Source organism: Erythrobacter sp. NFXS35 (genome assembly GCF_040148725.1).
GTDB lineage: Bacteria > Pseudomonadota > Alphaproteobacteria > Sphingomonadales > Sphingomonadaceae > Erythrobacter.
In genome coordinates, this window is sequence record NZ_JAGDEB010000002.1 from 80,408 (window position 1) to 106,860 (window position 26,453).

Consider the following 26,453-nt stretch of genomic DNA (forward strand, 5'->3'; position numbering starts at 1 on the left):
CGCCTATTCGCTGGCCTGCTCGGCAGCGGCGGCAGCCTCGGCAGCCACAGCGGCCGCAGCGTCGGCGGCGTCTTCAGCGGCGGCTTCTGTTTCGGCGCCCGCCTCGCTGTCGACATCCGGTGCGTCAGTGGCAGTGGCATCGGGATCGGCCACCGCCTCGTCGCTGATCGCCTCCAGCGCCTCGTCTGCGGGCATTTCCACAGTATCGGCGGTCGCTTCGGTCGAGGCGTCGTCGGCGCTGCCACAGGCCGCCAGCATCAGTGCGGCGGCGGTCAGGGCGGCGAAAGTGGTGCGGGTATTCATGGTAAGTCTCTCCTCTGCGCCAGTCTGCACCGGACGGTCATGCGTCCGGCGCGATTGCAGGGGGTGTAGCCAACCTTGGGGGCGAAGGCCAAGCGCCAAATGGTGCCTTAACCAATGCCTGTTAGCCTTGTCCGCATGAACCGTCTTCGCCTCCGCACGGCAATCGCCCTTGCTGCCCTCGGCCTGCCATTTGCCGCCGTGCTCGCCCAGAGCGGCGAACCCGCCTTCACCGTGGCCGAGACCGGGCGCAGCTATGCCAGCCTGCAGGCCGCAGTGGACGCCGTGGGCAATACCCGCGCGACGATCCGCATTGCGCCGGGAAGCTACCGGCAGTGCGCGGTGCAGGAAGCCGGGGTCATCGTCTATGAAGCTACCGAGCCCGGCACCGTGACGCTCGCCGGGAGAGCCTGCGAAGGCAAGGCGGCCCTGGTGCTGCGCGGCACCGGAGCCGAAATTCGCGGGCTGACCTTCAGCGGCATCAATGTGTCCGACGGCAACGGCGCGGGCATCCGGCTGGAGGCAGGCAGCCTCAATGTCGCCTATGCGCGGTTCGCAAACAGCCAGCAGGGCATCCTCACCGCAGCCGATCCGGCGATGCGCGTCTATATCACCCGCTCGACCTTCAGCGGTCTTGGCACCTGCGAGAACGACGCGGGCTGCGCGCATTCGCTCTATATCGGCGATATCGGCACGCTGACAGTGCGCGAAAGCCGGTTCGAACGTGGCACCGGCGGCCATTACCTGAAGGCGCGCGCCGCAGAAGTGACGATCGAGGGCAACAGTTTCGACGATGCGAACGGGCGCACCACCAATTACATGATCGACCTGCCCGCCGGATCGCGCGGACGGATCGCCGACAACTGGTTCGTGCAGGGGCGCGACAAGGAGAACTACTCGGCCTTCATCGCACTGGGCGCAGAGGATATCCTGCACCCATCCGACGGCCTCAGGATCGAGAACAACGAGGCCCGCTTCGTCCCCGGCCTGAAGCGCAACAGCGTATTCCTCGCCGACTGGACGGGCGAGCGGGTCGTGATGCAGGGCAACCGGCTGGCCGACGGGCTGGCGCAGTACGAGGCGCGCTAACTCAGCAAATGCCCCGAGCGATCCCGCTTGGTCGCCAGATAGCGGGCATTGTGCGGGTTTTCGGGGAGCTGGTGCGGCACGCGCTCGCTCACCGCGATCCCTGCAGCTTCCAGCGCCGCCACCTTGACCGGGTTGTTGGTCAGCAGCCGAATTTGGCCCGCCCCCAGCAATTCCAGCATCCGCGCCGCCACCGGAAAATCGCGCGCTTCGTCGGGCAGGCCCAATCGCTGGTTGGCCTCGACCGTGTCGAACCCCTGATCCTGAAGGCGGTAGGCGCGCAGCTTGTTGATCAGCCCGATCCCGCGCCCTTCCTGCCGCATATACAGCAGCACGCCCCAGCCCCCGCTATCCCGCGCCTCATGCGCCATCGCGTGCAGCGCGCCGTCCAGTTGCGGCCCGCAATCGCATTTGAGGCTGCCGAGGATGTCGCCGGTGAGGCATTCGGAATGGAGCCGCACCAGCGGCTTGCGGTCGCCCGTCTGCTTGCCGATGATCAGCGCGACGTGTTCGCGCAGGTCGGCGGCGGAGCGGAAGGCGACGATCTCGGCATCCTCGCACGCCGAAACGGGCAAGTGGGCGCGGGTGACGATCTTGAGCGCGCCCGCGTCGGCGTAGGCGTCCAGGTCGCTTGCGGCGACCGGCACCGCCTCGCCCGCTTCCACCGGATCAACCAGAAAGGCGGGCAGGATCCCGGCAATTCGCGCCAGTTCCAGCGCGGCGGCGGCGGTGTCGGCCCAATCGAGCGCAACAGCCTTGAACGGGCCTTTCAGCGGATTACCCAAATCGAGCGCCGGGTCGGCAATCGGCAGCGCATCGCGCAAGGTGAACGGCTCTCCGCCGGTAATCAGCACCGGAGCGTGCGGGACGGCAGCATCGCGCTGGTTGGCGAGTTTCAGCGTCGTCGCCCGCGCGGCGGAAATCAGCATCCGGCTGGCGCTCGCCCCGCTGGCGATGGCGGTTTCGACCGGCAGCAGCACCGGCCCGCCATCGAACGCCAGCGGCCAGCCGTGGCGCAACGCGTCGACCGCCTGCGCCGCGCGGCGTTCAGGGGACGGCGTGCTCAGATGTCGAACTCCGTGATCAGCGGCACGTGATCGGACGGTTGCGTCCACCCGCGCGCGTCCTCCAGCACGCGGTGCGCGGTCGCCTGCTGGGCGAGGCTTGGCGATGCCCACATGTGATCCAGCCGCCGCCCCTTGTCGTTGGTCTGCCAGTTCGGGTTACGATAACTCCACCAGCTGTAATAGCGCTCCGGATGCGGCACATGCTCGCGCCCGATATCGACCCAGCCATGCGCGTCGCGGAACTTGCCCAAAGTCTCGACCTCGATCGGCGTATGGCTGACGACCTTCAGCAGCTGCTTGTGGCTCCACACGTCGCTTTCCAGCGGGGCGATGTTGAAATCGCCGACGATCAGCGTGGACCGGTCGAGAGTGTCCGCCCAGCGCGTCATCCGCCCGAGGAAATCGAGTTTCTGGCCGAACTTCTTGTTCACTTCGCGATCGGGAACGTCGCCGCCGGCGGGGACGTAAACGTTCTCGACCAACACATCCTTGCCCAGCAATTCCACGCCGATGTGCCGCGCCTCGCCATTGTCCTGCCAATCGTGGCGGGTGACTTCGCGGATGGGCAAGCGGCTGACCGTGGCGACGCCGTGGTAGCCTTTTTGACCGCTCACCGCCTGATGGGTGTAGCCCAGCGCCGCCAGCGCCTCGGCCGGGAACAGGTGGCTCTCGCATTTGATTTCCTGCAGGCACAGGATGTCGGGCGCAGCCTCGGTGAGCAGCTTTTCGATGAGGCCCACGCGCAGGCGGGCGGAATTAATGTTCCAGGTAGCAACAGAGATCATGCGCGCGGGCTTAGGGGGGTGTGAACCAGTCCTCAAGTAGCGAAGCGTTAGGACGGCAAGAACGCTGTCTTTCTAGCTTTCACTTTATCGACGCATTGGGGCGCGATAGGGCGGGGCATCACTTTCGGAGACGCCCCATGACCCGCACCTTCTTCGCCGCCCTGCTGCTGTCCGGCGCTGCTTTCCCGGCCCTTGCCGAAGATGCTCCCGCAGAGCCGATGGCCAAGAACGTCATCCTGTTCATCGGCGATGGCATGGGCATTTCCACCATCACCGCCGCGCGCATCTACGAAGCGCAAAAGCGCGGGGAGACGGGCGAGGAAAACAGCCTCAGCTTCGAGAAGTTCGATAATGTCGCGCTGGTCAAGACCTACAACACCAACGCGCAGGTGCCCGACAGCGCCGGCACGGCGACTGCGATGCATTCGGGCGTGAAGACCCGCATCGGCGTGCTGGGCATCGGTCCAGAGGCGGAAAAGGGCGTGTGCGCCGACGCGCTGGCGCATCCGCTGCCTTTGCTGGGCGAGGAAGTGAAGCGGCGTGGGCTGGCGCTCGGCATCGTTACGACCACCCGGCTCACCCATGCCACCCCGGCGAGCGTCTATGCGCGCAGTGCCGACCGCGACTGGGAGGCCGACGCCGCGATTCCCGCCGATCAGCAGGACCAGGGTTGCACCGACATCGCGGCGCAACTGGCCGGGGCCAATTTCGACGTGGCGCTCGGCGGCGGCACGGCGATGTTCTATGGCAAGAACAAGGGGGGACGGCGCGGTGAGGCGGATGCCGACCTTCCAGCCGCATGGGCTGCACGCAGCGGCGGCGTGGTGGTGAAAGACACCGCCGAATTGCGCGCCGCACCAATGGACACACCGGTGCTGGGCATCTTCAACCCCAGTCACATGACCTACATGGCCGATCGCAGGCCGGATTCGCCCGAACCCACGCTGACCGACATGACCGCGCAGGCGATCGCGCGGTTGCAGGCCGATCCCGATGGCTTCTACCTGATGGTCGAAGGCGGGCGCATCGATCACGCGCATCACGGCGGACAGGCAGGCTATGCGCTGGAGGAAGCAGTGGAATTCGCGCGGGCGGTGCAGTGGGCAGTCGACCAGACCGATCCTGACGAAACCCTGATCCTTGTCACCGCCGATCACAGCCACGTGTTCACCATTGCCGGATACCCGCAGCGCGGGAACGACATTCTCGGGCTGGTGGTGCCGCCCGCCGGGCGCGGCGAGGATGGCGGGGATGGGCGCACGCCGGTGCTGGCGGCGGATGGCTTGCCTTATACGACGCTGGGCTATGCCAATGGCCCCGGAGCGCTGCGCGGCGAGCGGACGTTGCCCGAAACCGGCATCGCCGCACAGCAACAGGCGACCGTGCCCACCGGGGGCGAAACCCACGCGGGCGAGGATGTTGCGCTATTCGCGACCGGGCCGGGTGCAGACCGTGCGCGCGGCGTGATCGAACAGAACGAGATCTACTCCATCATCCGCAAGGCTTTGGGCTGGGAGTAACGTTTTTTGTTAGCGCCGGACGCGGACCATCCGGCCTGCTTGGCTGTCGCGGCATAAGCCGCGGCGGGACGCCCAGACTGTTTGGCGCCCTTGCGGTCGCTGCGCGCCCGGTCGATTGCGCGTCCGTCACCAACCTGAAAAAAACAAAACCCCCGACCCGGGGGCGATGGGTCGAGGGTTCCGTTTAGCGTTCGTCACGCTTGTACAAGACAGGCCCTTAGGAAGGGTGGGCAACAGGGGGGAAACCGCCCTTCGGCCCGCCTTGTTGAGAATGATTAGCCGTTCCAGCCTTTCACCAACATGAACAACAGCCGGATTCTGTCGCTTTCTTACAACCGGTTGCGGCCCAGTCGTTCAGCCGGGACGACGAGATGAACGGCGCGGATCGCGGAAAGTGAAAGTATTGTCAGCCACCGACAGGCCATAGCGCTGATTCGTCAACTGCACCCGGGTACGATGATTCTGCGCATCGAGCGCGACCCAGTGAGTCAGTTGCCAACCGCCCGGTGCCGACGCGTTGCGAACGAAGATCAGGTTGATCATCCCGAACTCGGGCTTCTTGGGATCGCGCACCTCGACACTTATGACATCGCGGTTGCCGGTCGGAATCAGCTTGCCGAAACGCTTCACATCACGCTCGGGATCGAACAGCGCGCCGAGCGGCGAATTCTTGATCGGCCAGCGTTCGACCTGCGAAACCTCGTAATCGACCACGTAGAGCGATTTGCCGTTGGAGATGACGAGGAAATCGGAGTTCTTCCCGTAATCGAAACGGATCTTGCCCGGACGCTTCAGCGTCATCACCCCGGACATGACATTGCCTTGCCGGTCGGTCTGACTGAAATCGGCGCGCATCGTGCTGATCGCGCGCAGGGCGTTCACCACTGCATCGATGTCGCTCGTGGCCTGTTGCGCGGCGAGCGGCGCCGGCGCAAGCGCGGCAGGCAAGGCGGGCGCAAGGCCGAAAGCCATCGCCCCGGCTCCAAGGCCAAGCAGCAACGGGCGAAACGGAATAGGGGTTCTGATCATTCCAACGCGCCTAAGGCTGCTGGCTTGAACTGTCGATGAATTAACGCGCCCGCCGCGGCAGCCGGGCAGGCGCGAAAGAAGCCTTACTTGATCTTGGCTTCCTTGAATTCGACATGCTTGCGCGCGACGGGATCGTACTTGCGGAAGCTCATCTTCTCGGTGATGTTGCGCGGGTTCTTCTTGGTCACGTAGAAGAAGCCAGTGCCTTCGCTCGAGACGAGGCGGATCTTCACGGTGGTGGGCTTCGCCATGGCGGTTTCCTGTCAAATCGATTGGCCCACGCATTGCCGAACGCGGGCGTCAAAAAAGCAAATGCGGCGCGCCCGGAAGGCCCGGCACACCGCTCACGCTGGCGCCATTCGCCGAATCGCGGGAAAAAGTCAAGGCGCGCGAAAAGACGGCGCTACCAGTCCGAAGGTCGCGGCTTGCCGCGATTGGCCTTGATCGTGCCGCGGGTTTTCTTGGTCTTGAGCCGCGCGGTCTTGCCCACGCGGTTGAGCCGGGTTTTCGCGCGGCGCTTGGGTTCGGTCTGGGCGTCCTCGAGCAGTGCGGCCAGCTTAGCGCGGGCGTCCTGGCGGTTGGCCTCCTGCGTGCGGTGGGCCTTGGAGGTGACGATCAGATCGCCATTGCCCGCCAGCTTCGACCCCGCCAGCGCGCGCAGCCGCGTGAAGACCGGCGGCGGCAGGCGCAGCGCATAGATATTCACGCGCAGTTCCACCTCGGTCGCGACCTTGTTGGCGTTCTGCCCGCCCGGCCCCGATCCGGCGAGGAAGCTTTCCTGCGCCAGCCGGATGGCGCGGGCGCTCAGCGGTTCTGGCGACCCCTGATCACCGCCGTCATCCATCATGCGCCCCCAGCGCGCGGAAATCGGCAGGCAGGGCGGCGCGGGCTTCGATTGGGGTCTTGCCGGGGCGCGTGACGGTGAGGCTTTCGGCGTGGAGCATCGTCCGCTTCGCCCCCGGAGCATTGCCCCCGCCATAGACAGGATCGCCCAGCAGGGCTGCGCCGAGGCCGCTCAGCGCATGAACGCGCAGCTGATGGGTTCGGCCCGTTTCGGGGCGGAAGCGGATCAGGCTGTGGGGGCCGAGTTCGCCCACCATCTCCCAGTGCGAGACGGCAGTCTTGCCCTTCTTGGCCGCGATCATCCGCCAGCCTTTCTCCGCCGAGCTGATTTTGGACAACGCAAGTTCGATCGTGCCTTGCGTCCCCGGCGGGCGGCCCGCCAGAATCGCCAGATAGGTCTTGCCGACCAGACGCTCCTCAAACGACTTGTTGAACCGCGCCAGCGCCTTCGGATTGCGCGCCAGCAGCAGGCAGCCCGACGTATCGGTGTCGAGCCGGTGCACCGCCACGGGCCGCCGCAGGAAGCCCAGCTTGAGCGCGTCGAGGTGGTCATCGAGGCACAGTCCGCCCTTGCGGGGACGATCGACCGACAGGCCCGCAGGCTTGTCGATCACCAGTGCTTCGCCGTCTTCGTAAAGAATAGGGAGTGTCATATCAGTTCTGCCCGTATCAGCCCGCGCAGGGCATTGCCGAGCCAGAAGCCTTGGTTGAGATCATCAAGCGTCAATTCCGCCTCGCGCGCGCGGCCCTCGGCGATCAGATGTTCGCGCAGAATTCCGGGCAGCAGGCCAAGGGCCGCGGGCGGAGTCAGCAGCACGCCGTCCGGCCCGCCGGCAAAGATATTGGTATAGCTGCCCTCTGTCACCAGCCCATCCGCCCGCACCAGCACAGCCTCGGCCGCGCCCATCGCCCGCGCGGCAGCGAGCGCATCCTCGTAAAAGCCGCGATCGGAGGTCTTGTGCGCCAGCCGCCAGTCGGACGGATCGAGCGGATTGGGCAGCGCGGCCACCTTCACCGGCTCGGCCATGGCGGCAGGCAGCGGCCCGGTTTCGAGCGCGCTCGCCCCGCTGCGCGCCACCAGCAGGCGCACCTTGGCTGGCACATCCAGTTCGAAACACAGCGCCTGAATCTGGTTGCGCAAGGCATGGCGATCCAGCGCAAAGCCGAGTTCTGCCCCGCTTCGCTTCATGCGGGCGAGATGCAGTTCGAGCAGCGGTATCCCGCTTTCGGGATCGAACCGCATCGTCTCGATCAGGTCGCACATCGGCGCTGTCAGGTCGGGCGCGGCGCGGCGGAGGAAGCCTGCCTTGACCTCGCATTCGCGGCGTTCGGACAATGCATCGCTATCGGCCACGATCGCCGAACCGATGCCGAGCACCGCGTTGCCCTGCCCGTTCTCGACCGGCGTGAGCCGCAGCGTGCGGATTGCCACATTGAACGCAGCGTTGCCATCGCTGTCGATCCGCCCGATCGCGCCGCAATAGGGGCCGCGCGCATCACGCTCGATATCCGCCAGCAATTCCATCGCCCGGATCTTGGGCGCGCCGGTGATCGATCCGCATGGAAACAGCGCGCGCACCAGATCCATAGCGCCTTTGCCGGGTTCAAGACGCGCACGCACGGTTGACACCATCTGGTGCACCGTCGGATAGGTTTCGACCGCGAAGGGCGCATCCACGCACACGCTGCCCGGCTCGGCCACGCGCGACAGATCATTGCGCATCAGGTCGACGATCATCAGGTTTTCGGCCCGGTCCTTGACCGAGACGGCAAGGTCTTCGGCCATGGCGCGATCCACCGCCGGGTCGGCGGCGCGGGGCCGCGTGCCCTTCATCGGCTTGACCTTGGCATCGCCCCCGTCGAGCGCGACGAACAACTCGGGCGAAAAGCTCAAAAGCCAGTGCGACCCGTCGAAGATCAGTCCGCCATATCCGGCGCGGCTGCCATCGCGCAGCGCCGCGTAAAGCCCCACCGGATCGCCGCGATACGAACCGGCGAGCAGGTAGGTGAGGTTCGCCTGATAGATATCGCCCGCATGGATCGCCTCGCGCAGCCGCTCGAACGCGGCGGCATAACCGCCAGCCGACAGCTGCGGCTCCATCGGCCCGATGGTACCAGCCCCCTCGGCCCGGTCAGCCAGCCAGCCCTGCACATCGGCAGCCGCGATCCGCCGGGGCGCATCGAACAGGCCGAGCCATACCAGCGGCCCCGCCGCCCCAGAGCGCGCCGCAGCAAGATCGGCGAGCTTCGGCTCCAGCGCCAGCCCGGCTTCGTAGGCTATATAGCCCGCCAGCGATCCGCCACTGTCCCGCCGCGCAGCCTCTGCGGCGGCAAGCACGCTGTCGACCGCATCCGGACAGGTGGCCACAAACAGCGCCTGCGGAGCCTCGTAAAGCAGCGCATCGGCAGCTATTTCCCCGGCGCGGGCATCGTCGAGCAGCACGAATGGTGATGGTTGGCCCATGCGCGCCAGCCATACCGCAAATGTCGCGCAAGTCGAGAACTTGACCGCTGCGCCCACCCCCTGCACATCGGCACGAAGGGCGATCGCGGCGATCGGGATACGACAAGGGGCAAGCAATGGCGGACAGCGCAACCGAAATCTTCCTGGGTCTGGGTGCGGCGGGATCGCGGCAGGCGCTCGGCCTTAATCGCGCAAACCGCCACGGGCTGATTGCGGGCGCGACCGGAACCGGCAAGACCGTGACCCTGCAAGGCCTTGCGGAAAGCTTTTCGGCTGCCGGAGTGCCGGTCTTCGTCGCTGACGTGAAGGGCGATCTGTCGGGCATCGCCATGCCGGGTTCGCCGACCTTCAAGCACGCCGACAAGCTCGAATCGCGCGCCGCCGAACTGGGCATGAGCGATTATGCCTATTCCGATAATCCGGTGATCTTCTGGGATCTATACGGCGAACAGGGCCACCCGATCCGTACCACCGTGTCCGAGATGGGGCCGCTGCTGCTGTCGCGCCTACTCGACCTGAACGAGACGCAGGAAGGGGTGCTGCAGATCATCTTCCGCCACGCCGACGAGAACGGGCTGCTGCTGCTCGATTTCGGCGATCTGCAGGCGATGCTGCAATGGGCGAACGAGAACGCGGCGGAACTTTCGGGCAAATACGGCAATGTCACCAAGCCTTCGGTCGGGTCGATCCAACGGCAATTGCTCAGCTTCGAATCGCAAGGGGCGGACAATTTCTTCGGCGAACCCGCGCTTGAGATCGACGACTTCCTGAAGCTTGACGATCAAGGACGCGGGTACGTCAACGTGCTCGCCGCCGACAAGCTTATGCGCAGCCCCAAGCTGTACGCCACCTTCCTGCTGTGGCTGCTGGCCGAACTGTTCGAAAGCCTGCCCGAAGTCGGCGATCCCGAAAAACCCAAGCTGGTGTTCTTCTTCGATGAGGCGCACCTGCTGTTCGACGATGCGCCCAAGGCGCTGCAGGACACCATCGAACGGGTGGTGCGGCTGATCCGGTCGAAGGGGGTCGGGGTGTTCTTCGTCACCCAGAATCCGATCGACATTCCCGAGGAAGTCGCCGGACAACTGGGCAACCGGGTGCAGCACGCCCTGCGCGCCTTCACCCCGCGCGATCAGCGGGCGATCAGAGCAGCGGCGGAGACGTTCCGGATCAATCCGAAGCTCGACGTCGAGGCCGCGATTACCGAACTGAAAGTGGGCGAAGCGCTGGTCTCGACCCTCGACGAGGACGGCGCGCCCACGATCGTCGAACGCACGCTCATCAAGCCGCCGCGTTCGCGGCTCGGTCCGGTGAGCGCCAAGGAGCGCGCGATCATTCAGTCGATCAGCCCGCTCGATGGCAAGTATGACACGCGGATCGACCGCGAAAGCGCCGAGGAAGTGCTCGCCGCCAAGGCCGCCGATGCCGCCGCCACCGCCGAGGAGGTCGAGGAGCTGGGCGAGGAGGAAGTCGGCAAGCGTTCACGCAAGCACACCAGCCTGTGGAGCAAGGCGGTCTCGCGCGGGGTCAAGGTCGCTGCGGGCGGCGCGGCAGGGATGGCCGCGTCGAGCATTCTCGGCAGGAAAAGCCGCGCCAACCCGATGGCCTCGGGTATCACGTCTGCCGCCGGATCGATCGCCACCGATCTGGCAGGGCCGATTGCCGGACGCTTCGTTCGCAACCTGATCGGCGGGCTGATGCGCTGACTCCGCTGCGGTCAGCCGGTCGGCGCGACCATGCAAAACACGTTCAGCTTGTTGCCATCAAGATCGCGGAAATAGCCCGCATAGAATCCGTCATCCCCGCGCGGGCCGGGCGCACCTTCGTCGCTGCCGCCTTGCGCTATCGCGGTGGCGTAGACCGCGTCCACCTTTTCCGGGCTGTCCACCATCAGCGCGACCATTGTGCCGTTGCCGACACTGGCGGGCTGATCGTCGAACGGCTTGGTCGCAGCAAGCCCGGCGCTGGGCGATGCCATGTCGCCCCAGGCAATGAACTGATCATTGTCCATCATCCGTCCGACGCCGAAATGCACGGCAATCGCATCATAGAAAGCCGCCGCCCGCGGCAGATCATTGGTGCCTACTGTAACGTAACCGATCATGATTGGTCCTCCCGAATCGCGTGCCGCGCCGCGCGACTCGCCTATTCAGGAACATTACAAGAACAGAAGCCGCGGCACAAGCGTGCTCAAAGCGGTGCTGTCTCCCGCTCCAGCCATGCCAGATCATCGCCCGTCAATTGCGGGGCGAGCAGCGTGCGCACCTTGGCGTGGTAGCTATCCACCCATGCGATCTCGTCGGCGTTCAAAAGGCCGCGATCGATCAGCTTGCGATCAATCGGCACGAAGGTCAGCGTCTCGAACCCGAGATAGCGGCCTTCCGCGCTTTCGATCTGCCGCTCCTCCACCAGCACCAGGTTCTCGATCCGAATGCCGAATGCATTGGCCTTGTAATAGCCCGGTTCGTTCGAGAGGATCATGCCTGCGAACAATTCCTGCGCGGTGCCTGCCTGCCCGCCGCCCGGCTTGGCGATGCGTTGCGGGCCTTCGTGCACGCCAAGGAAGCTGCCGACTCCGTGGCCGGTGCCGTGAGCGTAATCGACGCCCGCTTCCCACAAATATTGCCGCGCCAGCACATCGAGCTGCCCGCCGCAGGTGCCTTGCGGGAACACCGCACGGTCGATCTGGATGTGGCCTTTCAGCACGCGGGTGAAGCGGTCGCGCATTTCTGCTGAAGGCTCTCCCGGCCCGACCCACACCGTGCGGGTGATGTCGGTGGTGCCGCCCGGATACTGCCCGCCCGAATCGACCAGATAGATCGAGGAGGGCGGGATCGGGATGTTGCTGTCTTCGTCCACTTTGTAGTGCGGCAGCGCCGCGTGGCCGGCAGCGGCGGAGATGGTGTCGAAGGAAAGGTCGCGCAGGCCAGCGTCTTCCTCGCGGAAAGCCTGCAGGCGCGCGGCGGCGGCCAATTCGTCCACCCCGCCCTTGGGCGCTTCCACTTCCAGCCAGCGCAGGAACCGCGAAACCGCTGCCCCGTCGCGCGCCTGCGCATCACGGTGGCCCTGCTGCTCGGCGGAATTCTTGATCGCCTTGGCAAGGATTGTCGGGTCTTGCTTGAAGGCGAACTTCGCGCCCCCTGCCCGCAATCCTTGCGCGATGCCGACCACCGCGAAATCGGGATCGAGCGCAACCGTCTTGCCGGACAATTCGCCCCTCAGCGCACCTTCGAACGCGCTACGCTCCCGGATCGTCACTGCATTGCCCAAATGACGCAGCAACTCCGGCGTCACCTTCTCCGGCGCGATGAACAATTCGGCGCTGCCGTCCTTGTGCGCAATAACATAGCTGAGCGCGACGGGCGTGTGCGACACATCGGCCCCGCGGATGTTGAGCAGCCATGCGACCGAATCGAGCGCTGGAATCACCACCGCATCGTGGCCCTCCCTAATGAGCCAATCGGCCACAACTGCGCGCTTTTCTGCCGATGATTGCCCCGCCAGCGCATCGTCATGCACGATTGCTTTTGCTGCCGAAGCTGCAGGCCGGTCGGCCCACACCGCATCAATCGGATTGCTGTCGGCGGGCACCAGCGTGATGCCCTTGGGGTTGACCTGACGTTCCAGCGCCTCGACCCAGGCCCAGGTGTGCAGCCAGGGATCATAGGCGATCTGTGCGCCCTTCTCGCAGACTTCAGCGAGCCATCCGGCAAGACTATCTCCGGGCACGCTCTTGTAATCGAACAACTGCCCGTCGACCTGATCGCGCACCTGCACGGTGTAGCGCCCATCGACGAAGATCGCCGCGTGATCGAGCGTCACCGCCGCAAACCCGGCCGATCCGCCAAAGCCCGTCAGCCAGTTCAGTCGCTGGGCATAATCGCCCACATATTCGCTCATGTGCTCATCGCTGATCGGGATGATGAAGCCTTCGACGCCGCGCCGCTTCAACTCTTCGCGCAGGGCGGCAAGGCGGGCTTCATGGGTCTGCATCAGCATGGTATCGATCCTCGGGTGTCGGCGCAGGCTCTTGCCGCGCGGGAATGTCCGGTTAGAACGGCTGACATAGGCCGAAAGGCCGTGACTTTCCACCCGGACGCTTCACAGGGATCGCCGACATATGCCTCGCCCGATCAGCCAGCTTGCGCTTGCCAGCGCGCTTGCCGCCACCACATTTGCCCCGTCCGCCGCACTGGCGGCCCAAGTCGAGGACTCCACCCGCGTGACCAAATCTTCCGCCGCTGCCCCATCGCCTGCCCCCAAGTCTACTGGTGCAATCCAGCCGCCGGTCGCACCCAAGCGCCCGCATTCGTACACCCATCACGGGATCACCATCGAAGACCCGTATGACTGGCTCTACGACAAATCCTATCCGGTGGTGGACGACCCCAATGTGCTCGATCACGTCAAGGCGGAGAACGCGTATTTCGAAGCGCACATGGCAGCACAGGCTCCGCTGACCGAGGCGCTGTTCACCGAGATGCGCGCCCGCATCAAGGAAGACGACAGCACCGTGCCGCAGAAGGACGGCGATTATCTTTACTGGAGCGAGTTCGAGGAAGGCGCGCAATACCGCAAGCATTACCGCAAGCCGGTGGCTGGCGGCGAGACGCAATTGCTGATTGACGAGAACGCGCTTGCCGAGGGACAGGAATATTTCAGCCTCGGCGCAGCTTCGGTCAGCCAGAACGGGCGCTATCTGGCCTATTCGACCGACACCAATGGATCGGAGCGGTACACCGCTCGGATCAAGGATCTGCAGACCGGCGAGCATCTGCCCGACGAACTCACCAACCTGCGTGGCGGTCTGGTCTGGGTCGCGAATGATACGGCGCTGGTTTATAGCCCCGCGACCGAGGAATGGCGCACGCTGGAGGCCAAGCTGCACGTGATCGGCACGCCGACCAGCCAAGACGTGACGCTATATGAGGAAGAGGACCAGAGCTTCAGCGTCGGCACCGGGCTTAGCGCGCAGGAGGACTGGCTGATCATTGCCACCGGCGACAACGAGACCAGCGAAGTTCGGCTGGTGCCTGCTGCTGCCCCAACCGCGGCCCCCGTACTGGTGAAGGCACGCAAGAAGGGCGTCGAATACGCCGTGGACGTGCGGGACGGGGAATTGTGGGTGTGGACCAATGACGACCACATCAACTTCCGCTTGGCCAAGGCATCGCTGGAAACGCCGGGCGACTGGCAGACAGTGATCGCCGGTTCGGACGATTTCTACCTTACCGATTTCGACCTGTTCAAGAATTTCTTCGTCACCGAAGGGCGGTTGAACGGACTCGACCAGATCCAGCTGCGCCAATATGCCGATCCGGCCAAGGTGACGCCGATCGCCTTTCCCGAGGCGAGCTATTCTGCCGGGCTTTCGAACAATCCCGAATACGACATGAAAAAGCTGCGGCTGTCGTATCAGAGCATGGTGACGCCCGGCACGGTGTATGACTACGACGTGGCGACCGGCGGGCTCGAGACATTGAAGACGCAGGAAATCCCCAGTGGTTACGACGCCAGCCTCTATACCACCGAGCGGCTGACGGTGCAGGCGCGCGATGGGACGATGGTGCCGGTCAGCGTGGTGATGCGCAAAGATCGCGCGGAGATCCTCGCCAAGGCCGGGATCGAAGGGCCGGGGCCGCTGCATCTCTATGCCTACGGCGCCTATGGCTATGCCATCCCGCCGGGCTTTTCGACCTCGCGCCTCAGCCTTGTGGATCGCGGGTTTGCCTATGCCATTGCGCATATTCGCGGCGGAGATGATCTGGGAAGGCGCTGGTATCTGCAGGGCAAACTGTTCGAACGCACGAACACCTTCAACGATTTCGTCGACGCCGGGCGCGGGCTGATCGCGCAGGGCTACACGGCGGAAGGCATGGTGACCGCGAGCGGCGGGTCGGCAGGCGGCGAGTTGATGGGCGCGATCATCAATCAGGATCCTGCGCAATATGGCGCCATTGTCGCGCATGTGCCGTTCGTCGATGTGCTGGGCACGATGCTCAACGAAAAGCTGCCGCTGACGCCGGGCGAGTGGCAGGAATGGGGCAATCCGATCACAGACAAGGCGGCGTTCGCTTATATCCTGTCGTATTCGCCCTATGATCAGGTGGTGGCCAAGGATTATCCGCCGATGCTGGTGACCGCGGGCCTCAACGATCCGCGGGTGACCTATTGGGAGCCGGCCAAGTGGGTTGCACGCTTGCGCGAAGTGAAGACCGACGACAACCTGCTGCTGATGAAGACCAACATGGGCGCAGGCCACGGCGGGCAATCTGGCCGCTGGAATTCCCTGAAGGAAACGGCAGAAGAATACGCCTTCATCCTGTGGCAGATGGGGATGGCCCCGAAGTAGAATATCTCCCCTCCCGCTTGCGGGAGTGGCCGGGGGTGGGCATGAAACGCGCGATGGTTTTTCACTCCCACCCCCCGACCCCCTGCCGCAAACGGGAGGGGGAGAAGTGACTAGTCGCTTCACTCGCACCTTTACCGCAGCGCCCAATCACATCGACGCGCTCGGCCACGTCAACAACACCGTGTGGGTGCAGTGGATTCAGGACATGGCCACCGCCCACTGGGATGCCGTCGCCCGTCCGGAAGACCGGACGGCGTTCTTCTGGGTCGTGGTGCGGCACGAGATCGATTATCGCGGCAACGTGTCCGAGGGCGAAACCGTCAGCGCCACCACCTGGATCGAAGACCCGTCGCAGGGTGCCAAATCGCTTCGCCGGGTGGAATTCACCGACAGCGCTGGCAAACGCCTCGTCAGTGCGGCGACGACGTGGGCGATGCTCGATCGCGCAACCGGCAGGCTCGCACGGGTGCGGCCCGAGGTGCTCGCACCCTTTCGCGCCTGATTATGCCGCCCTGCCCTCGCTCGGCGTTCGCCTGCGCCCGGCGGGCGGCTCGCTGAACACCGTCAGTCGTTCATAGGCGAGCCGGTTGCGGCCCGAAGCCTTGGCCTCATACATCAGCGCATCGGCACGAGCGTAGAATTCGGCGAACTGCATGGTCTGGCGCGCGGCCCGAGCCAGCATGATCACCCCCATGCTGGCAGTCACCGGCAGTTCCAGCCCCGGAACATCCTTCGCGATGCGCATCGGAATGGCCTGCCGCATCGCCTCGGCCCGTTCTAGCGTGCGTTCCCCGCGCAGCAGCACCACGAATTCCTCCCCGCCGAGCCTGACCGCGATAGAATCCCGGTCCCCGGCGGCGCGAATTGCGTTGGCGCAGGCAATCAGCGCGGCGTCGCCAACTTGGTGGCCGTGCAGATCGTTGATCGCCTTGAACCGGTCGAGATCGACCAGCGCGAAGGTATCGAAGCCCTGCGCCAGCAGCTCGTCGAAGCGGGCCTCGATCGCGCGGCGGTTCATCAGGCCGGTGAGCGAATCGCGGGTCGAGATCTGCTCCAGCATCCGCGCCTCGGTCAGCGCGGCATCGCGCTCGTTGCGGATCGCGAGGAAGCGGTCGGCAATCGCAAGGCTGATCACCACCACTTCCATCCCGGTCGCGACGAACATCATCGAATCGAGGCTGGAAGGCCCTGCGTAAACGCCCAAGCCCCGGCTCAGGCGCTCAAGCGAGGTCAGGATCAGCGGGAACCACGCGACCGCCACGAATTTGGCCGAACGGCTGCCGCGCAGAATCGCATGGATCAGCGCGACCGATACCACCACCGCGGCAGGCGTGATGGTGAAGAAATAGGCGGCATCATCGAAGGCCTGCGTCGCGTGGAATTGCAGCGCTAAGAACCCCGGCACCGCAATCGTCCAGCATCCCGCCCAGAAGGTGATCCGCCGCATGGAGCGCGACAATGCACCGCGTTCGAGAAACTCGCTCAGGAACAAAAGCGCCGCCCCGCATCCGATTGCCCAGCACAGCGGCGCCATCACCGCAAGGAACGCCACCGGCAGGCTCACGACCGCCGTAATCACGCCGCCAGCGAACAGCACGTAGCCCATCATCGCCACAACCATCACCGCATGGAACAGGACGAAACGTTCGCGCAGTACGAGGTAGAAACTGACGTCGAACAAGAGCGGCAGCACCAGCATCCCCAGCACCATCGCCAACAGCATCATCTCCTCGACCGATCGCCCCGCATCGTCGAGATGGCGCGCCAGCCCCGCCTCGGTCAGCAAGGGGATCGAGTGCGGACTGTCGATCCGCACCAGCACCGCCTCGGTCTCGGACGTGACCGGAGGCAGAGACAAGCTGAATACCGGCCCTCTGGCGAACGGACGGCCATCAGTTTCCGCAAAGCTGCGCGAACGCAAGGTGCCATCGGTGTCGAGCGCGTAGATGGTAATCCGTTCGTGGCGCGAAGTGCGGGTAAAGAACTGGCGCGGAGCGGGCGTGCCCTTCCACTTGTCCATATCGAACCGTAGCCAGGCGACCGGGGCGGTGGCTTGCCAGCCGGTGCCGCTGCAATTCCACGCCGCGGGGCCTGTCATCGCTCTGGCAGTGCGGTCCGCGCCGGAGACGGCATGGCAATCCGGCTCAAAGCTCGTCCGGTCGCGATTATGGGCGGCAGCAGGCGCAGCAAGGCCCAGCGCAAGCAGCGCCGCAGCCATCCATGACCATAAGGTGAGGCGCAATCGTGCCATGGCAGCGCTGCTAGCACGCTAGCCCTTACGATGCTGTTAAGCGGACTATCTCCATTTCGGAGTGATTCTGATTGAAACTCATGGAGTTGCGCAAACTGCACAATGCCGTCCGTTGAGCAGAACCGCGCGAGTCACGCGGTTGTCATGAACCGGCTCTAGCGGACGCTTTACCCCAATCCAGGATATGCCATGACCCGTCGTCTCTCCGTCCTCGCCCGCACCGGCGCTGCGCTGGCGCTCGCCGCCCTCACCCTGACCGCGTGCGACAGCACCGGTGGAGGTGGCAGTGCGCGCAATACCGTCCACGCCGTCGGCTCGTCGACAGTGTATCCCTTCGCCAAGCTGATAGCCGAAAACTTCGCCCGTTCGAACACCGATTTCCGCTCGCCGCTGATCGAATCCACCGGCACCGGCAATGGTATCCAGTTGTTCTGTAAAGGCCTGGGGTCCAACACCCCCGACATGGTCAATGCATCGCGCCGGATGAAGGAAAGCGAGTTTGATCGTTGCGCCACCAATAATGTCGAGGAGATCATCGAGCTTCAGGTGGGGCTGGACGGGATTGCCTTTGCATCGGCGCGGAATGGCATCATGCTCAACCTGTCGCCGCAGACGATCTACGAAGCGCTGGCAGCCAGCCCTTATGGCCGCGAACAAACCGCCGAAACCTGGGCCGATGTCGACCCCGCGCTGCCGGCCGAGCCGATTCTCGTCTACGGCCCGCCCAGCACTTCGGGCACGCGCGATGCGCTGAAGGAACTGGTGCTGGAAGTCGGCTGCGCGTCCAACCCGGAAATGAAGGCGCTCAAGGAAAGCGACGAGAACCGCTACAACCAGATCTGCACTGAAGTGCGCGATGACGGGGCCTATGTCGATCAGGGCGAGCAGGACAACCTCATCGTTCAGAAGATCGAAAGCAATCCGCGCGCGGTCGGGGTGTTCGGCTTTTCCTATCTCGACGAGAATGCGGACAAGGTGCAGGGGCTTCCGATGAACGGCGTCCAGCCGACTTACGAAAACATTGCCAGCTTCGCCTATCCCGGCGCACGTCCGCTGTATGTTTATGTAAAGAAGGCGCATATGCGCGCCATCCCCGGTCTGGGCGCTTATCTGGACGAATGGGTTCAGAACTGGGGCAAGGATGGACCGCTGGCACGTATCGGCATGGTCGCCATGCCGCCCGAGACGATGGCGGAAAATGCCCGCAAGGTCGCCGAGCAGATCACCCTTACGCGCGCGGATCTCGCCGCCGAGTAAGCATCCGATTGCGGCCGGGGGCATTGCGCGGTAGCCATCCCGCATGAGCGCCCGCAAAATCGCCGCATGGCACGACGCCGGTCTGATTGATGCAGGCACGCGCGACCGGCTGCTCGCCTACGAGGCGCAGCACGCCCGCCCACTGGCGTTGTGGGCAGTATTCGGCATCGGCGCGCTGGCGATCGGGCTGGGGCTGGTGTCGGTGGTTGCCGCCAATTGGGAGGACATCCCCGGCCAGCTGCGGCTTTCCGTGCATTTCGCGCTGATCGTCACCGCGCTGGGCGCGCTGTTCTGGCGTGAGGAGCGGCTGGCGGCGGCATCCCCGTGGGCGGTCGAGGCGCTGCTGTTCGTTGCCGCTGCGCTGGGCCTCACTTTCTTCGGGCATATCGGGCAGGTTTATCAAACGTCCTCGCCGCTTTGGCAGCCCTTGGCCGTGTGGCTGGCGCTGTTCGCGCCGCTGCTGCTCCTGATGGGGCGCGGGTGGCTGACGGCGGCGGCGGTGATGGGCGGGATGACCTGGTGCGCGTGGGAATATGTCGGGGCAAATACCGGCTTCGGATCGGCGGGCGGCGGCGGAACCGATCCGGCCTATCTGTGGCTGGCGCTGGTGAGCGCGCTCCCGGTGCTGGCCGCGCCGCTGGCAGCGGCCATGCGCGCCCGAAGCATTCGAGGCGATTTCTGGCGGCGGGTCGAACAGCTTGCGCTCGCCTATGCGGTGGGTGGCGCATCCTTCGCCTGTGCGCTGGCGAGTGCCGGCGGCTTCGGCGAGGGCGGATTGTCGACGGAAGGCGTGGGTATGGCGCTGCGTGGCGCAGTGGCGGCGCTCGCCGGGCTGGGCGTCATGCTGGCGCGGCCGGATGTGTCTGGCCGGATGGCGGGTGCGATAATGGTCGGGGCAGGCGCCGTGATGCCGCTTGCCCATGCCACGGATGATCTCACCCTTGCCGTTGCCTTGCTGTTCATGGCGCTATGGATCGGCATTGCCGCCGCCGCGCTGGTGGCGCACTGGCGCGGGGTGTTCCAGTTAAGCGTCGGGGTGATCGCCTTGCGGCTCATCATCCTCAGCTTCGAACTGGCGGGCGATCTGTTGGCGAGCGGGTTCGGTCTGATCCTTTCGGGCCTGCTGATCCTTGGCGTGGCATGGGCCGCTGTGCGGGTGTCCAAGGCTTTCGCGCCGCGACCGGAGGCAGAGACATGAACCGCCCCGTGCACGCAATCGCGCGCCTTGCCGCCGTGCTGATCCCCGCGCTCGGCCTCGCCGGCCTATGGGCACAGAGCGACAATACCTACCGGCAAGGCACCGCGTGGGAGGTGCCGATCCAAGGCTATGACCCACGCGATTTCCTGCGCGGACATTATGTCGAGTTCACCTATGACTGGCCGCTCGAAAGCGGAACGGAAAGCGGGCTGGCGTTCCTGTGCCTGTCGGGGGATGCGCCGCGGCTCGACCGTGCTGTCCCGGTCGCGACCGAGGCCGATCTTGCCTCATGCGCCCACCCAGCCAAGGCCGATCCGGATCATATCTACGGGATCTCCAGTCTCGAACGGGGGCGGCTCTATCTCGATCAGAACCGCGCTGCCGCGCTCGATCTGCAACTGCGGGACCGCGACCAGCGCGGGATAGTGACGATCCGTCAGCGCGATAATGGCAGCTTCACCCCGATTGCCATTCGCTTTCGCCCGCTCACGCCGGAGGAACGGGCCGAGCGCGATGCGCCGGATCAGCGGCCCTTCACCCCGCCCGCGATCATGACCGCGCCCTAACGGAAGTCCTCGCCCGTAGCCGCGATCCGTGCCTTCAAGCCCTCCTGATTGATGTTCTGGATTTCGATTCCGGGGTGGGCATTGACCTCGATCACCAGTGGACCGTCATTGACGTCGAGCACGATGTCCGCCCCGCAATAGCCCAAGCCTACCGCCGGCCCGCATTTCGATGCCAGTTCGAGCACGCGCTCCCACCCCGGAATTTCGAATCCGATCAACGGCACGCCGGTATCGGGGTGATGGGTAATGACCTCGCCTTTTACCACCGCGCGCGTTATGCGCCCGGTTTCCAGCGAAATGCCCGCCCCGATCGCGCGCTGATGGAGGTTCGCCTTTCCGTCGGATTCGTTGGTCGGCAGCCGCACCATCGCCATCAGCGGCGTGTAATGCAGACTGATGACGCGCAGATCCGGCAGGCCTTCGGGTACGATTCCGGCCAGCGCCGGGTCGGCGATGATCAGCGGTTCGATCAGCGCCGCGTCCTCGGCCGCGGAATCGCCCGAAAAGCCGCCGTCGACGACCTTCTGGATGTGATGCATCACCGTTTCCTCGGTCAGGGGGGCGCCCGATCCCTTGAACCAGGTGTTGCCTTCCCGCCGGACTGCGAGGAGAATGCCGTCGCCTTGCGATCCGCGCGCAGGCTTGATCGCCCAGGCATCGGGCATGTCGCGCAGCGGCTTGAACTCGCCCAGCTTCTGATGGTCGTCGATCACCGCCACTGTCCCGGTGCAGGCGATCCCGGCCGCCTCCAGCGCCACCTTGGCCGCCACCTTGTCGCGCGCCCGCTCGATCGCGCTGCGCGGATTATATTTCGCGATCAGGGCATTGCGCATGTTGATGCCGAGGATTTCATCAAGCGGATTGAACGGCCGCTCGCCTCTGCCGAACTTCTTTGTCAGGCTCATGAACATCTCAAACATCCTCTACCGTGCGGATGATCCAGGCATTGTGGATTGGTGGCCGACCGGACGTGAAGTCGGCAGAGCCGGTGCCGGACGCGGCGATGCGAGGCTCGAACTGAGCCTCGCGATCGGGGACTACATTCGCGCTGGCTTGCGGGACACGCCTTCGGGCCAAACGCTTGAGCTCGGCACGCGAGCTGATGACCCACATGCCGGAAAGGGGCGGGGCAGCTTCGGCCGCTGCAGCAACCGCGGGCCGGAGCGGCGCTCGCTCGGTCGCGGGCTGGGGCACACGCCGCTTGTCCGGCAACCCCTGCCGCCGGTCCTCGGCCACATCGTCTGGCAGCACGAGCGTTCTCGCTTTCCGCCTTCGTTCCAGCCAGATCGGCGCGAACCGGGCGATTTCCGAAAGCCGCAATCCGCGATACCGGCCAAGGATCGCGATTGCGATCGCGGTTGCCGCCGGCATCAGCAGCGGCGACGCGTCGATCAGCGCCAGTGCGAATTCACTGACCATCACGAATTCGATCACGACCGCCAGGATAAAGGTATTCAGCGCCATCCTCGCCGCCGGTTTTGCGCCATCCTTGCCCCATTGCTTCCACCACCGTTCGACGCACAGGCCGCAAACGATCACCGGGAAGGCATCCACCTGAAGCTTGGTATCGAGCAGCATCTGCAGCGCAACCAGCACCAGCACGATCAGCGAAATCAGCACGCCGAGAAACCCGACACGGGTCATCCGCAATTTGAGGAGCGTGGGCGTAACCAGCATGCCCACCACCACCGATGAAACCAGCACCACCGGCCCCATGATCGGGCCGATCTGCAGGAACGCCAGGGCGATCAGCATCGGCGTGAACAGGCCGAACGCCTTGAGGCCGACAAAGCTGCGCGCCAGCACCACCAGGAATGCGCCCAGCGGCAGAACCATCAGCAGGTTGGACGGCTTCAACCCCCACACTGCTTCCGACGTGGACTTGCCATTGAATGACGATGGCAGCGAAAAGAAGGTATCGGTGTTGGCAAACCCCAATGCGACCAGCGCAGCGATGCACAGGCCCACGACAATCCCGATATAGATCGGGTGCCGGATTTGCGGCGTCGCTCGTTCCCAGAACTGCCGAAAGGTTGAGATCAGCCTAGAACGCATACCCGACCGAAAGCGTCAGCCGGTAACCCTCGCGCTCGCGCACGGGTTCGTTGCTGCCGGAAAAGATGTACTTGGCCTCGGCCTCGATCCGCCATCGGTCGGGCCACCACAACAGCTCCACCTCGGGCACGATCAGGCTGTCGCGGCGGCGTTCGCCATCATCGGCGAACCGACCGTCGAAGCGGGTACGGATCACTTCGATTGCAGGGCGCACGCGCAGATCGGGCGTGATCGGACGGGTATAGGCAACGCCTGCGGATTCGCGTTCGTAACCGCGCCGTGCATCGTCCGAACGGATCGCTTCGGTGCGCAGATCGAAGGCAAGGTAGTGATAGCGCCCGAACCGGCGGCGATATTGCGCATCGATCCGGGCGCCCTCGCCGGTGGTTTCAGCGGCGGCGCCGTTGGCATATTCGCGTTCGCGCCAGGTGCCTTGCACCCGCACCCGGTGCGCGCGTTCAGGCTCCCACGTCAGGCGCGCCGAGCCTTGCCATTCGTCGGTGTCGATCGCCTCGACCGAGATCGCGTCGTCGAAGTGGCGGGCCTGAAGCTGCAGCTCCCAGTCTTTCTCGATGTCGGTCTGAACCGTCGCGGTAAAGCGGTCCCGGGCAAAGTCGCGCCGCTCCTCACCCAGTCGGAAGACCTCGATCCGGTCGGCTTCGATGCGCAGCCGTACACCGCGCTTTTCCAGCGCCGCGCCAACCCGGGCGCGGACGGATATGGCCTCGCCATCGATCACCAGATCATCGTCGCGGGTGGTGGTCTGGGCGCTAACCGTCTGCACCTCGATCCGGGCATCGGGTTCCAGCTGCCAGCCGGATTCCTGTGCCATCGCCGGATGCGCCGCGAAGGTAACGGACGCCGCGACCAGCAGGGCGCACAGCGTGCGAAAGGAATATTTCATGGCGTTAGCCCCCGTTAATTCACGTAGGGCTACGGTAGTAACGTTTAGGAATTCCTAACCAGATCCATAAACCATAATCGCGGGCCACGAACGAACAGGGGCGGAAGGCCGCAACCGGCCTCCCGCCCCGTGAACATCGTTAACGGTCCGGATCAGAAGCGTGCCGAGACTTCGACCCCGTAGAACTGCGGTTCTGCCGGAATGAAGGTCGGTATGCCGAAGCCCCCTCCGGTGTTGCCCGCGTCGAGCAGGTAATCTTCATTGAAGGCATTGCGGATGAAGCCAGCGATCTCGTACCGGTCATCGGCAAAGCTGACCCCGGCGCGCGCATTCACCAGCGTTACTGCGTCCTGCGAGAGCGGTACAGGCCTCAACTGGGAGGGAAGCTCGAAGACGATCCGGCTGCGATAGGTCACGCTGGGCGTTGCAAAAAAGCGCACGCTTTCGCTGACCGGCGCATCGATCGTGAAGCCGCCGGACGCCTGAAATTCAGGCTGGAGGCGGAACCGCGCGCCTGCGAAGATGCCATTGGCCGGGTCATCGTCGATCCCGCCATCAATATAGCCGAAATTTCCGAACAAGTTGAACCATTCTGCCACGTCGACCGCCAGCTCTCCCTCAACGCCCAGATTGCTGGCGCTGCCTGCGCTGCGGGTAATGAAGGTTCCCGGCCGATCCGGGTCCGGCACAGAGACCTGAAAGTCGTCGTAGACCTGGTAATAGACGCCCAGCGAAGCCGAGATCGGGCCGGAGGCGAGCTTGATTCCGCCTTCGTAGTTCCAAACGATTTCCTCGCCCACATCGGTGCGGTTGGCGACCACACCGGCTCCGTCGGGCCGTGCGCCAAGCTGCACCACGGGTGAGCGGCGCCCCTTGGAAATGGTGGCGTAAACGTTCACATCATCGCTGATCCGGTACAGCGCATTGAAGCGTGGCAGAACGGCCTGGAACGAAGCATCGGCCGTAAAGGTCTGGCCGTTGGTGTCGGTCTGTCCGGGGATAAGCGACGGAGTGAACGGCGCACCCGGCGTGGCGTTCGGCAGGAACGGTGCCGGGACATCCGCGAAGAAACTTGACTGGCGGTATTCATCCAACAACCGGACACCGGCGGTCAGTTCGAGCGCGTCAAACGGAATCCAGGTGACATCGGCGAAGACCGAATACGCTTCGTTCCGGCCCTGGTTTTCAAACATTGAGGAATAGGGAATGGCCGAGAACGCACCGCCGGTGGCAAGAGCTGTCACCGCCGTCGCAGGCACGCTGCCGTCGGCTGCAACGCACGGTAGGCCTGGAATGATCTGCGGGATGCCGACAGCTTGCCCGACCGGAGTAAAGGCGGCGCATTGCAAAAACAGGCCTTCCTCAGTCGAGAAGGGCACGGCCTGACCGCCATCTTCGATGAATAGGTTCCAGCCTGCACTGGCGCGCAGCTTGTCGCTGGAATAGGAAAAGCGCCCTTCGTGGCTGACCTGCCAGCCGTCGGCATTCTCGGCGAATTCGAGGAAGGGCGCAGCCGTGCCGTCAGCATCGAATACCTCGCGGCTGTCGAACTCGCGGTAGCCGTTGACGGTGGTGAACGTCCATTCGTCGGCGAACTGGTATTCAGCTGTAATGTTGAGGTCGTAGACTTCGCGGTTCAGGCCGAGCTGGTCATTACCGAGCGCCGCCGCGCCTGCCGGGTTGCCGCCGAGATTGGCGTCGACAAAGGCGTTGGCCGGACCACCGGGCGAAGTCGCCGAAGCCGGGAAGGCCGCCGAGATGAACGGTGTCCCGCCGTTGCGCTGCTGATCGTAGGTGCCGATCACATCGAGCGTGAAGTCGGCGCTCGGCGTGTAGCGGATCGACGCGCGCAGGCCGAGCTGGTCTTGCGCATAAAGTTCCTCGTCCTGATTGGCGCTGAGGTTTTCGACATAGCCGTCGCGCGTGCGCCATTCACCGGCAACGCGTGCCGCGATGACATCCGAGCCGATATTGATGAAACCGCCCAGCACGGTCTGGTTGAAATTACCATAACCGCCCCGCAGTTCGCCCGAAAACCCTTCGCGCGGTTTGGCCGAAACGAGGCTGATCGCGCCGACTGCCGAAGCGGTCCCGAACAGGGTCGCCTGCGGACCCTTGATCACTTCGACCCGCTCCAGATCATAAATCGCCTGATAGGAGCCGCGTGACCGCGAAATATCGACGCCGTTGTAATAGAGCGTGACGCGCGGGCCTTCCTGCGCGGAGCCGCTGTCAGACGTGATGCCACGGATCACGATGCCGGGGTTGTTGGCGCTCTGTTCCTGAATGAGCAGGCCGGGGGTGTAGTAGGACAGCTCGTCCAGATCGGTCACGCCCAGTTCACGGATTCGTTCGCCGGTCGTGGCCGAGATGGTGATCGGCACGTCGAGCGCGCGCTGCTCGATCTTCTGCGCGGTTACGATGATCTGGTTGCCTGAGGCCTGATCGTCAGCCTCGGAAGCCACGGCGTCCTGGGCGAAAACGGCCTGCGGGACAGCGGCGAGCGTGGCGGTAAGCGCGATCAGCGAGACGCGCGTGAACGGGGTGCGGAGCATTCGGGAAAGCCCTTCTTGGTGGAGAGAGGCCCTTCCCGTGGCAGTCGATGGTGACGCTGCGGCGACGGATGCGTGACGGGGGCGTTACCCCCGATTTACAGTTTCGAGACGTTGCCAAAATGCATCCTTGTGGCGGCCACCTGTGGTGGCGCAGACCACCCCCCCGCCTCCCCACCCGGCCACCACAGCATAGTGGTACTATTGGTGGCCGGGTGGGGAGGCGG

The 26,453-nt window shown here is 64.7% G+C and carries 23 protein-coding genes; 8 read left to right on the forward strand and 15 right to left on the reverse strand.

Going from position 1 to position 26,453, the window contains the following annotated elements; genetic code table 11:
* Positions 1-3: 3 nt before the first annotated feature.
* Positions 4-303 (reverse strand): hypothetical protein, encoded by a 300-nt coding sequence (locus tag J3454_RS07865; protein WP_349513221.1) that lies wholly within the window; start codon positions 301-303, stop codon positions 4-6.
* A 135-nt stretch (positions 304-438) separates the two neighbouring features.
* On the opposite strand from J3454_RS07865, the gene J3454_RS07870 reads away from it, so the two are divergent.
* Positions 439-1,389, forward strand: a complete 951-nt coding sequence (locus tag J3454_RS07870) for a right-handed parallel beta-helix repeat-containing protein (RefSeq protein WP_349513222.1) — start codon at positions 439-441, stop codon at positions 1,387-1,389.
* On the opposite strand, the gene ribA is transcribed toward J3454_RS07870, so the two are convergent.
* Positions 1,386-2,453: a GTP cyclohydrolase II gene (gene ribA, locus J3454_RS07875; RefSeq protein ID WP_349513912.1), complete on the reverse strand. Its 1,068-nt coding sequence runs from the start codon at positions 2,451-2,453 to the stop codon at positions 1,386-1,388. The genes J3454_RS07870 and ribA overlap by 4 nt on opposite strands.
* Positions 2,450-3,238, reverse strand: coding sequence for an exodeoxyribonuclease III (locus tag J3454_RS07880; RefSeq protein ID WP_349513223.1), 789 nt, complete (start codon positions 3,236-3,238; stop codon positions 2,450-2,452). The genes ribA and J3454_RS07880 overlap by 4 nt, the downstream gene beginning before the upstream one ends.
* A 137-nt stretch (positions 3,239-3,375) precedes the next feature.
* Between J3454_RS07880 and J3454_RS07885 the strand changes: the two genes are divergently transcribed.
* Positions 3,376-4,758 carry an alkaline phosphatase gene (locus J3454_RS07885; protein ID WP_349513224.1) on the forward strand — a complete coding sequence of 461 codons (1,383 nt, stop codon included), beginning with the start codon at positions 3,376-3,378 and terminating at the stop codon, positions 4,756-4,758.
* 354 nt (positions 4,759-5,112) lie between these two features.
* Here the strand turns inward: J3454_RS07885 and J3454_RS07890 are convergent, their stop codons facing one another.
* The 5 genes from J3454_RS07890 to pabB all read right to left on the reverse strand — a co-directional run bounded on the left by J3454_RS07890 (position 5,113) and on the right by pabB (position 9,094).
* Complete coding sequence (locus J3454_RS07890) at positions 5,113-5,787, reverse strand: LolA family protein (protein ID WP_349513225.1); 675 nt, start codon at positions 5,785-5,787, stop codon at positions 5,113-5,115.
* Between the two features lie 83 nt (positions 5,788-5,870).
* Positions 5,871-6,038 carry a 50S ribosomal protein L33 gene (rpmG, locus tag J3454_RS07895; RefSeq protein ID WP_017664380.1) on the reverse strand — a complete coding sequence of 56 codons (168 nt, stop codon included), beginning with the start codon at positions 6,036-6,038 and terminating at the stop codon, positions 5,871-5,873.
* Between the two features lie 152 nt (positions 6,039-6,190).
* The gene (gene arfB, locus J3454_RS07900) at positions 6,191-6,631 is read right to left on the reverse strand and encodes an alternative ribosome rescue aminoacyl-tRNA hydrolase ArfB (RefSeq protein WP_349513226.1); all 441 of its coding nucleotides are present in this window, start codon (positions 6,629-6,631) and stop codon (positions 6,191-6,193) included.
* On the reverse strand, positions 6,624-7,283 hold the full coding sequence (locus J3454_RS07905) for an RluA family pseudouridine synthase (RefSeq protein WP_349513227.1): 660 nt from the start codon (positions 7,281-7,283) through the stop codon (positions 6,624-6,626). The genes arfB and J3454_RS07905 overlap by 8 nt, the downstream gene beginning before the upstream one ends.
* Positions 7,280-9,094 (reverse strand): aminodeoxychorismate synthase component I, encoded by a 1,815-nt coding sequence (gene pabB / locus J3454_RS07910; RefSeq protein ID WP_349513228.1) that lies wholly within the window; start codon positions 9,092-9,094, stop codon positions 7,280-7,282. The genes J3454_RS07905 and pabB overlap by 4 nt, the downstream gene beginning before the upstream one ends.
* Before the next feature lie 116 nt (positions 9,095-9,210).
* On the opposite strand from pabB, the gene J3454_RS07915 reads away from it, so the two are divergent.
* Entirely contained in the window at positions 9,211-10,797 is a 1,587-nt protein-coding gene (locus J3454_RS07915; protein ID WP_349513229.1) for a helicase HerA-like domain-containing protein, read from the forward strand.
* A gap of 11 nt (positions 10,798-10,808) precedes the next feature.
* Here the strand turns inward: J3454_RS07915 and J3454_RS07920 are convergent, their stop codons facing one another.
* A complete protein-coding gene (locus tag J3454_RS07920; protein WP_349513230.1) occupies positions 10,809-11,195 on the reverse strand; it encodes a VOC family protein in 387 nt (128 codons plus the stop codon).
* An 86-nt stretch (positions 11,196-11,281) separates the two neighbouring features.
* The gene (locus J3454_RS07925; protein WP_349513231.1) at positions 11,282-13,090 is read right to left on the reverse strand and encodes an aminopeptidase P family protein; all 1,809 of its coding nucleotides are present in this window, start codon (positions 13,088-13,090) and stop codon (positions 11,282-11,284) included.
* 121 nt (positions 13,091-13,211) lie between these two features.
* On the opposite strand from J3454_RS07925, the gene J3454_RS07930 reads away from it, so the two are divergent.
* Positions 13,212-15,443 (forward strand): S9 family peptidase, encoded by a 2,232-nt coding sequence (locus J3454_RS07930; RefSeq protein ID WP_349513232.1) that lies wholly within the window; start codon positions 13,212-13,214, stop codon positions 15,441-15,443.
* A 106-nt stretch (positions 15,444-15,549) separates the two neighbouring features.
* Positions 15,550-15,945 carry an acyl-CoA thioesterase gene (locus J3454_RS07935; RefSeq protein WP_349513233.1) on the forward strand — a complete coding sequence of 132 codons (396 nt, stop codon included), beginning with the start codon at positions 15,550-15,552 and terminating at the stop codon, positions 15,943-15,945.
* Here J3454_RS07935 and J3454_RS07940 read toward each other — a convergent pair whose 3' ends face one another.
* On the reverse strand, positions 15,946-17,694 hold the full coding sequence (locus J3454_RS07940; protein ID WP_349513234.1) for a sensor domain-containing diguanylate cyclase: 1,749 nt from the start codon (positions 17,692-17,694) through the stop codon (positions 15,946-15,948). It abuts the gene before it with no gap.
* A gap of 189 nt (positions 17,695-17,883) precedes the next feature.
* Here J3454_RS07940 and J3454_RS07945 point away from each other — a divergent pair, with 189 nt between their 5' ends.
* The 3 genes from J3454_RS07945 to J3454_RS07955 are packed head-to-tail and all read left to right on the forward strand — an operon-like array spanning position 17,884 to position 20,715.
* On the forward strand, positions 17,884-18,951 hold the full coding sequence (locus J3454_RS07945; RefSeq protein WP_349513235.1) for a substrate-binding domain-containing protein: 1,068 nt from the start codon (positions 17,884-17,886) through the stop codon (positions 18,949-18,951).
* A gap of 43 nt (positions 18,952-18,994) precedes the next feature.
* On the forward strand, positions 18,995-20,149 hold the full coding sequence (locus J3454_RS07950) for a DUF2157 domain-containing protein (RefSeq protein WP_349513236.1): 1,155 nt from the start codon (positions 18,995-18,997) through the stop codon (positions 20,147-20,149).
* Complete coding sequence (locus J3454_RS07955; RefSeq protein WP_349513237.1) at positions 20,146-20,715, forward strand: GDYXXLXY domain-containing protein; 570 nt, start codon at positions 20,146-20,148, stop codon at positions 20,713-20,715. Before J3454_RS07950 ends, J3454_RS07955 begins: the two co-directional genes overlap by 4 nt.
* Here J3454_RS07955 and J3454_RS07960 read toward each other — a convergent pair.
* From J3454_RS07960 to J3454_RS07975, 4 genes are all read right to left on the reverse strand, one after another.
* Entirely contained in the window at positions 20,712-21,620 is a 909-nt protein-coding gene (locus tag J3454_RS07960) for a sugar-transfer associated ATP-grasp domain-containing protein (protein ID WP_349513238.1), read from the reverse strand. The genes J3454_RS07955 and J3454_RS07960 overlap by 4 nt on opposite strands.
* 7 nt (positions 21,621-21,627) lie before the next feature.
* Entirely contained in the window at positions 21,628-22,770 is a 1,143-nt protein-coding gene (locus J3454_RS07965; protein ID WP_349513239.1) for a 7TM domain-containing protein, read from the reverse strand.
* Entirely contained in the window at positions 22,760-23,674 is a 915-nt protein-coding gene (locus J3454_RS07970) for a hypothetical protein (protein ID WP_349513240.1), read from the reverse strand. The genes J3454_RS07965 and J3454_RS07970 overlap by 11 nt, the downstream gene beginning before the upstream one ends.
* 152 nt (positions 23,675-23,826) lie before the next feature.
* Positions 23,827-26,229 carry a TonB-dependent receptor gene (locus tag J3454_RS07975; protein ID WP_349513241.1) on the reverse strand — a complete coding sequence of 801 codons (2,403 nt, stop codon included), beginning with the start codon at positions 26,227-26,229 and terminating at the stop codon, positions 23,827-23,829.
* Between the last annotated feature and the right edge of the window lie 224 nt (positions 26,230-26,453).

What these genes read in the sequence shown, in the direction of transcription:
- J3454_RS07865 (WP_349513221.1), bottom strand. Translation starts at nt 303, where the DNA reads ATGAATACCCGCACCACTTTCGCCGCCCTGACCGCCGCCGCACTGATG.
- J3454_RS07870 (WP_349513222.1), top strand. Translation starts at nt 439, where the DNA reads ATGAACCGTCTTCGCCTCCGCACGGCAATCGCCCTTGCTGCCCTCGGC.
- J3454_RS07880 (WP_349513223.1), bottom strand. Translation starts at nt 3,238, where the DNA reads ATGATCTCTGTTGCTACCTGGAACATTAATTCCGCCCGCCTGCGCGTG.
- J3454_RS07885 (WP_349513224.1), top strand. Translation starts at nt 3,376, where the DNA reads ATGACCCGCACCTTCTTCGCCGCCCTGCTGCTGTCCGGCGCTGCTTTC.
- J3454_RS07890 (WP_349513225.1), bottom strand. Translation starts at nt 5,787, where the DNA reads ATGATCAGAACCCCTATTCCGTTTCGCCCGTTGCTGCTTGGCCTTGGA.
- rpmG (WP_017664380.1), bottom strand. Translation starts at nt 6,038, where the DNA reads ATGGCGAAGCCCACCACCGTGAAGATCCGCCTCGTCTCGAGCGAAGGC.
- arfB (WP_349513226.1), bottom strand. Translation starts at nt 6,631, where the DNA reads ATGGATGACGGCGGTGATCAGGGGTCGCCAGAACCGCTGAGCGCCCGC.
- J3454_RS07905 (WP_349513227.1), bottom strand. Translation starts at nt 7,283, where the DNA reads ATGACACTCCCTATTCTTTACGAAGACGGCGAAGCACTGGTGATCGAC.
- pabB (WP_349513228.1), bottom strand. Translation starts at nt 9,094, where the DNA reads ATGGGCCAACCATCACCATTCGTGCTGCTCGACGATGCCCGCGCCGGG.
- J3454_RS07915 (WP_349513229.1), top strand. Translation starts at nt 9,211, where the DNA reads ATGGCGGACAGCGCAACCGAAATCTTCCTGGGTCTGGGTGCGGCGGGA.
- J3454_RS07920 (WP_349513230.1), bottom strand. Translation starts at nt 11,195, where the DNA reads ATGATCGGTTACGTTACAGTAGGCACCAATGATCTGCCGCGGGCGGCG.
- J3454_RS07925 (WP_349513231.1), bottom strand. Translation starts at nt 13,090, where the DNA reads ATGCTGATGCAGACCCATGAAGCCCGCCTTGCCGCCCTGCGCGAAGAG.
- J3454_RS07930 (WP_349513232.1), top strand. Translation starts at nt 13,212, where the DNA reads ATGCCTCGCCCGATCAGCCAGCTTGCGCTTGCCAGCGCGCTTGCCGCC.
- J3454_RS07940 (WP_349513234.1), bottom strand. Translation starts at nt 17,694, where the DNA reads ATGGCACGATTGCGCCTCACCTTATGGTCATGGATGGCTGCGGCGCTG.
- J3454_RS07945 (WP_349513235.1), top strand. Translation starts at nt 17,884, where the DNA reads ATGACCCGTCGTCTCTCCGTCCTCGCCCGCACCGGCGCTGCGCTGGCG.
- J3454_RS07950 (WP_349513236.1), top strand. Translation starts at nt 18,995, where the DNA reads ATGAGCGCCCGCAAAATCGCCGCATGGCACGACGCCGGTCTGATTGAT.
- J3454_RS07955 (WP_349513237.1), top strand. Translation starts at nt 20,146, where the DNA reads ATGAACCGCCCCGTGCACGCAATCGCGCGCCTTGCCGCCGTGCTGATC.
- J3454_RS07960 (WP_349513238.1), bottom strand. Translation starts at nt 21,620, where the DNA reads ATGAGCCTGACAAAGAAGTTCGGCAGAGGCGAGCGGCCGTTCAATCCG.
- J3454_RS07965 (WP_349513239.1), bottom strand. Translation starts at nt 22,770, where the DNA reads ATGCGTTCTAGGCTGATCTCAACCTTTCGGCAGTTCTGGGAACGAGCG.
- J3454_RS07970 (WP_349513240.1), bottom strand. Translation starts at nt 23,674, where the DNA reads ATGAAATATTCCTTTCGCACGCTGTGCGCCCTGCTGGTCGCGGCGTCC.
- J3454_RS07975 (WP_349513241.1), bottom strand. Translation starts at nt 26,229, where the DNA reads ATGCTCCGCACCCCGTTCACGCGCGTCTCGCTGATCGCGCTTACCGCC.